Genomic DNA, 5,841 nt, shown 5'->3' with positions numbered 1-5,841 from the left:
TCCCTCTGTGTTGTTTAACCGTCCCTCTGTGGTGTTTAAACGTTCCTCTGTGGTGTTTAAACGTTCCTCTGTGGTGGTTAACCGTCCCTCGGTGGTGTTTAAACGTCCCTCTGTGTTGTTTAACCGTCCCTCTGTGTTGTTTAACCGTCCCTCTGTGTTGTTTAACCGTCCCTCTGTAGTAGCAACTTTTTCCTCCACAGCAGTTAAGCGATTACAGACTCCATTGAATTGTTCTTGGAGAGTGGCAACTTGCGCCATTAGCTGTTGGTTTAAGGCTAGAGATTCCCTCAGCGCTTGAATTAAAGCCACATTAACAGCCCGTTGCTTCTTAAAGATAAATCCATGTATCTTTAAGAAAAATTTCTGTAATGGCTGACTCAAATTCAAGGGAAAGCGATTAAATTTATCCGGCCATTTTGTGGCTACCTGAGAATTAAAATTAGCATCGTTTAGCAGCGCCTCTATATGGCTAATCTTCAAAGTGCTTATACCATTTGGAAGGCTGAATTTAGGATCTTCTTGAATAAGTATATTACTGCGGTTAGCTACCTCCTTTTTGATCTTTTCCATTAATTCGTCTACATTAATTTCTGGATTATTGATTTCTATCATATTTATATCTGCTTCTTTCTTTGATGGATTTTGATTTTTTATATTCAGAAAATCCATATCCATATTTCCTAATTATTCATGAGATAACTGAACTATAAAGTTGATGAATCTTGATCTGAGAATTCAAATCAACTAATCCATCACAAACTTGTTGATTAATCACTTCCAGTATCAGAATCTCATCCATCCAATCATAACTCATCCCTTCTTCAGAATGTATACCCACGGTTACTGTATAAACCCCCCTATTTAATGAGCAAGGTATTTCAAAGCTCACGCTCATTTCCTGACCAATATTCAGGATTGGCAACTTAATATTCATTAAATGAGTATTAGCGCCATAAATAACTACACCCATTAAATTTCTAATCGAAATACCAATCACTAAATCTGATATTTCCTCTTTAGCTTCCAAATTAATTACAATATTAAATATTGAGCCAGTTTCTATCTTTCCTGCTATTTCAATATTGTCTGAATCAGTAATTTTGACACTATTGATAACTATAAATTTATTGCCATGTCTATGTATATCTTTTTTTTGATGATTGACATTCTCGATCAAATCACTTTTAACTGGAATGGGATTAATATTTTCAGTTTCTGTAGTACTTGTGTCCGAACTTAATAAAGCAATATACCGATTAACCACATCCTTCGGATCGCCATCGGTTAGCATTTTCCCCTTGTTCAGTAACACAGCACGCTGACATAGCATCTTTACGCTTGAACTATCATGAGAAACAAAGAGTATTGTCACCCCCTGTTCTTTCAATTCACGAATCCTCTTCATACAACGGGCTTGAAACTTCGCATCCCCTACAGCCAAAGCTTCATCCACCACTAAAATTTTGGGATCTGTATTAGCAACGACAGCAAAGGCTAATCGAACAAACATCCCACTTGAGTAAGTTTTAACAGGCTGATCTATAAAATCTCCAATATCGGCAAACTTAGCAATATCATCAAACTTATATTCTATCTCTGATTGACTTAACCCTAAAATTTGACCATTAAAAAATACATTCTGCCTCCCTGTAAACTCCGGATTAAAACCACTACCAAGTTCCAGCAAAGCCGAAACTCGCCCATTCACCCATACATCACCCGTCGTCGGTGTCAATGTGCCAGCAATAATCTGCAATAGTGTACTTTTCCCCGAACCATTTTGGCCAACAATGCCCAGCGTTTGCCCCTTTAAAACCTCCAAATTAATATCCCGCAGTGCCCAAAACTCTTCTGCCCGACTCTTCCCCGGAAAAAATAACTCCTTGAGCCTATCCGCCGGATGGGGATACCGCTTAAAACACTTTGAAACATTCTTCAACGAAACCGCAATCTCACTCATCACCACACCAACGACCACGACTATGACAAATCAATCAGTCAATTAAACCTTACAGTACATCAGCAAACGCCGGACGCAAACGCCGATACACCGATAAACCAAAACAAAATACCACCAAAGACACCCCAGCCGCAACTCCCCACTCTCCCCAGTGAGTTACCTCTCCAGTTAGCACAATATCTCGATACACCTCAGAAATTGCCGCCAAAGGATTCAACCAAAATACCCAATCCCGCCACGCCTCCGGAATCACAGAAGCCGGATAAACAATCGGCGTAAAATAAAACCAAAGATTCAAAATTACTCCCAAAGTCTGAGGAATATCTCGCAAAAATACTGTCAACCCTGCTACTAAATACCCCAACCCTGCCGTTAACAATAACTGAGTCAACCAAACCAACGGCAAAAGTGCTAAAGTTCCATGCAATACTCCATAGAATATTGCCACAAAAACAATTAGCGCCGTCAACCCAAAAGCACTCTCAATAAATGCAGATAATATTGGGACGAGGGGCAATAATGCCAGAGGAAACACTACCTTCTTCACCAAATTTGGCTGCCCCACCACTGCACCCGCCGCCTGCGTCACCCCACTTGTAAAAGCAATCCAAGGTAACAAACCAGCAAACAACCAGAAGCCAAAAGCCAGCTTACTCTCATCCGGCAAACCCTTGAGACTCAGCTTCACATTCAGTACAATGGAAAAGACATAGGTATAAATCAGCAACTGAGATAACTGATTTAACAAAGGCCAAAAATTACCCAATACCGAACCCTTGTACCGCGCATCCAAATCCCGACGCACCAAAGTTCTCAGCAAATCGAACTTCGCCCACCACCCCTCAGAAAGGGGTAGAGTGCGCCTTAATCTGCCAGCCTTGCTAGTAACTCCTCGCATCAACCTCCACACCACACTCACACCTTTCAGCTTAACTATCCTGAAGCCCATCAAGCCCCTAAAGTTCCCTTCATTGAATTATGGCAGGATCGGGATAGAAACCCACTGGTGAAAAACCATTCCCTGAAGTGTATGGCAATTGAGGCGCGATCGCAACTGTATCGGAAAAAGGAATCGGGAGTGGGGAGTGGGGAATGGGGAGTGTCAAATTCAGATTATTTGTAGTAGGCACTTCAGTGCCTGAAGATGCTATCTTTACAAGCACTAAAGTGCTTACTACGAACAGAGCCTAACCCTTTCTCCCTTCCCCCCTCGTTATCAAGCCATTAAATCATCTGTCGCGGCTTCACCGGGGAAAAAGCGATCGCTCAAAACTTCTGCTAAGGTATAATTACAATCTTCCGGGAAAGTTTTTAGCGGTAAATTTGTTTCTTCCGCAGCTAATACCAATCCTTTCCTATAGGCTGTCTCAAGAGCTTCTTCTAAGTAAGATTTTAGACTGGGCTTTTCTTGTAGTAACTCTAAACTCCATATATAGTAGGGTGCGTTACATAACGCACCCTACAGATAGCATAACGACCTAAGTCCTGTCTTAGACAGAATCCAAATAGCAATCCACCACCCAATCAGCACTTCCCATCAATCGCAGCTTCCCCTTATCCAACCAAACCGCGCGATCGCAATATTGTCTGATAAAACTTAAATCGTGAGAAACTACCAAAACCGTAGCATTCCCATCCCAAAACTTCTCAATCCGCCGCTTACACTTATTTTTAAAGCTTTCGTCCCCCACCGACAACACTTCATCCAGAATCAGAATATCTGGTTGGACATCAGTTGCGATCGCAAAACCCAACCTTGCCACCATCCCCGAAGACAAACCCTTCACTGGCACTAACTGATAATCTTGTAACTCCGCAAACTCCAAAATTGACTCCGCTCTCTCCTTTATCTCCCGTCGCGAAAAACCCAATAATACCCCATAGAGTAAAATATTATCCATCACCGAGATTTCCGGATCGAACCCTGCACCCAATTCAATCAGCGGCGCAATTTGTCCCCGCACCCGTACCTTCCCACTAGTTGGCTGTAGAATACCACAAATAACCTTAAGTAAAGTAGATTTACCCGAACCATTTGCGCCAATAATCCCCACCTTTTCCCCAGACTCCACCACAAAATCAATCTCATTTAACACCAACTTCTTCACAGGTTTGCGATAATTACCCTCCAAAATAGATAGTACAGTTTTCTTCAAATCGTAAGAAAACTCTTCCTGGGTGCGTCGCCACAGAGAAACCCCATCTACCCTAATCACTTCCGCCATTTACAGCAAATCCATAAATTGACTGCGCCACCCATGAAAACATACCCAACCCATCACCAAAACTATCGCACTGCTTAACAAAGCTCCCCAAATTAGAGTTAAATCAGGTAAAGTTCCTGATAAAGCAATCTGACGAATACTTTCAATAATTGGCGATAACGGATTTAGGTTTAAGAAAAACTTCACTTTTTCTGGCACAATGGCAGCAGGATAGAATACAGGACTGCTAATCCAAAGGACAAATACAATTAACTCATAAAAATAAGGTAAATCTCTAAAGAAAACATACAATCCACACACAAAAAGGCCTACACCCGTACAGACCAAAGTTAACGCCAGCAAAGGTAAAAACAGTGCCAACATATTAATTAAACTATGAGACTTGACAAATGTCACAATCTCCAGTATAGGCAAGACCCCAACGACAAACTGAAACACATTTGCCCCAACCGTAGAGACAGGAAAAATACTCACGGGTAGGCGAATCTTATTTAAGAGCGCCCCATTCCCCACCACACTTGCCAAAGCTTGGGAAGTCGAAGCCGAAAAAAAGTTAATAATCACTAATCCCGTAAACGCCGCCATTACATAATTAATAATAGAGTTCTTGTAATAGCTAGCAAACACAGTCCCAAAAATTGCCGCGTATAACCCCGTCATCATCAACGGATTGAGCAAACTCCAATATACTCCTAGGAAAGAGCCGCGATAACGCACCTTGAGATTCCGCACCACCAGTACATAGAGTAATTCCGAGTAGTGCTGCACTTGCCACCACACAGAATTATCCTTAAGCGAAAGTATCATTTCTAAACACCACTGATTTTATAGCTAGAGGCTAGGGGCTAGAGGAAGAAGGGGTTCTAACTGACGACTGCAGTTGCTATATTCCTCAAAGAGGGCGAGTCGGAAGGGGCGATTGGTTACTGATAGAGATTCAAGAGGCGACTTGCCGCTACCCCTACTCCCCCCATATTCTATCTTCCCATCTCTCCGCTCCACTCATTCATCCCAACCTCCCCGCTGCAAAAATTTGGTCAGCCGTCAGATACAATTCTGGAAAAGTGGGAGAGAGAATACGCTCTCCACCTCGAAATTCTACCGCATCGTAAAAACCTTCTACCAAAGTGCATACTGCGATTAGCTCTCGGAGGGGATCAACTATCCAGTATTCAAGAATACCTAACAAAGCATATTCCGATCGCTTAGTGCGGTAATCTGATAGTTTGGTAGACTCGCTCACCACTTCCACCACCAAGATTGGTGGTGGCTCAGAAAGTTCGATGACTGCTTCCCTTTTGGCGAAAGCTTTCATTTGTTCTACAGGCAATACGGTTACATCTGGTATGCGGGATGTATCCCATCGAGGCATACCTTTTGTGAAACGCGGAGAACGAATTCCAATCTTCATATCCTTAGAAGTCGACGGTAAACCCAATCGAGATATTTCTGAACGGAAACTATCATTAAGAAACTCTGAAATTAATCCATGTTCGCCAGTACCGACACTCATAAGGCTGTCTCTTATACTAATCTGTCGCTGCCGACGAATTACTCTGTCTTGTTCTCGGTTGTCGCCCTGTCAGTAAAAAAAAAATTAAATTACTGATATTATACTAACGTGCATACATAACAGAGATCCTTTATCACGCAGTT

Annotated in this window: 7 protein-coding genes and 1 pseudogene; all 8 read right to left on the bottom strand. The window is 42.2% G+C overall.

All coding sequences use genetic code 11. The features are described 5' to 3' along the window. A pseudogene (locus NJ959_RS04610) lies at nt 1–669 on the bottom strand (SAM-dependent methyltransferase); the annotation flags it as partial. A gap of 19 nt (nt 670–688) precedes the next feature. Next, nucleotides 689–1,960 (bottom strand): ABC transporter ATP-binding protein, encoded by a 1,272-nt coding sequence (locus NJ959_RS04605; RefSeq protein WP_254010575.1) that lies wholly within the window; start codon nt 1,958–1,960, stop codon nt 689–691. Nucleotides 1,961–2,009: 49 nt separating this feature from the next. Then, nucleotides 2,010–2,858: an ABC transporter permease gene (locus NJ959_RS04600; protein WP_254010600.1), complete on the bottom strand. Its 849-nt coding sequence runs from the start codon at nt 2,856–2,858 to the stop codon at nt 2,010–2,012. A gap of 70 nt (nt 2,859–2,928) precedes the next feature. Next, a complete protein-coding gene (locus tag NJ959_RS04595; protein ID WP_254010574.1) occupies nt 2,929–3,123 on the bottom strand; it encodes a hypothetical protein in 195 nt (64 codons plus the stop codon). Between the two features lie 53 nt (nt 3,124–3,176). Next, nucleotides 3,177–3,392 (bottom strand): DUF29 family protein, encoded by a 216-nt coding sequence (locus NJ959_RS04590; protein ID WP_254010599.1) that lies wholly within the window; start codon nt 3,390–3,392, stop codon nt 3,177–3,179. Nucleotides 3,393–3,450: 58 nt separating this feature from the next. Then, entirely contained in the window at nt 3,451–4,185 is a 735-nt protein-coding gene (locus tag NJ959_RS04585) for an ABC transporter ATP-binding protein (RefSeq protein ID WP_254010573.1), read from the bottom strand. After that, nucleotides 4,186–4,992 (bottom strand): ABC transporter permease, encoded by an 807-nt coding sequence (locus NJ959_RS04580; protein ID WP_254010572.1) that lies wholly within the window; start codon nt 4,990–4,992, stop codon nt 4,186–4,188. A 199-nt stretch (nt 4,993–5,191) separates the two neighbouring features. After that, the gene (locus NJ959_RS04575) at nt 5,192–5,698 is read right to left on the bottom strand and encodes a Uma2 family endonuclease (RefSeq protein ID WP_254010571.1); all 507 of its coding nucleotides are present in this window, start codon (nt 5,696–5,698) and stop codon (nt 5,192–5,194) included. Nucleotides 5,699–5,841 lie beyond the last annotated feature (143 nt).

Origin of the sequence: Limnofasciculus baicalensis BBK-W-15 (assembly GCF_024178385.1) — a bacterium.
Lineage (GTDB): Bacteria > Cyanobacteriota > Cyanobacteriia > Cyanobacteriales > Coleofasciculaceae > Limnofasciculus > Limnofasciculus baicalensis.
This window is presented reverse-complemented; position numbering and strand designations above follow the sequence as displayed.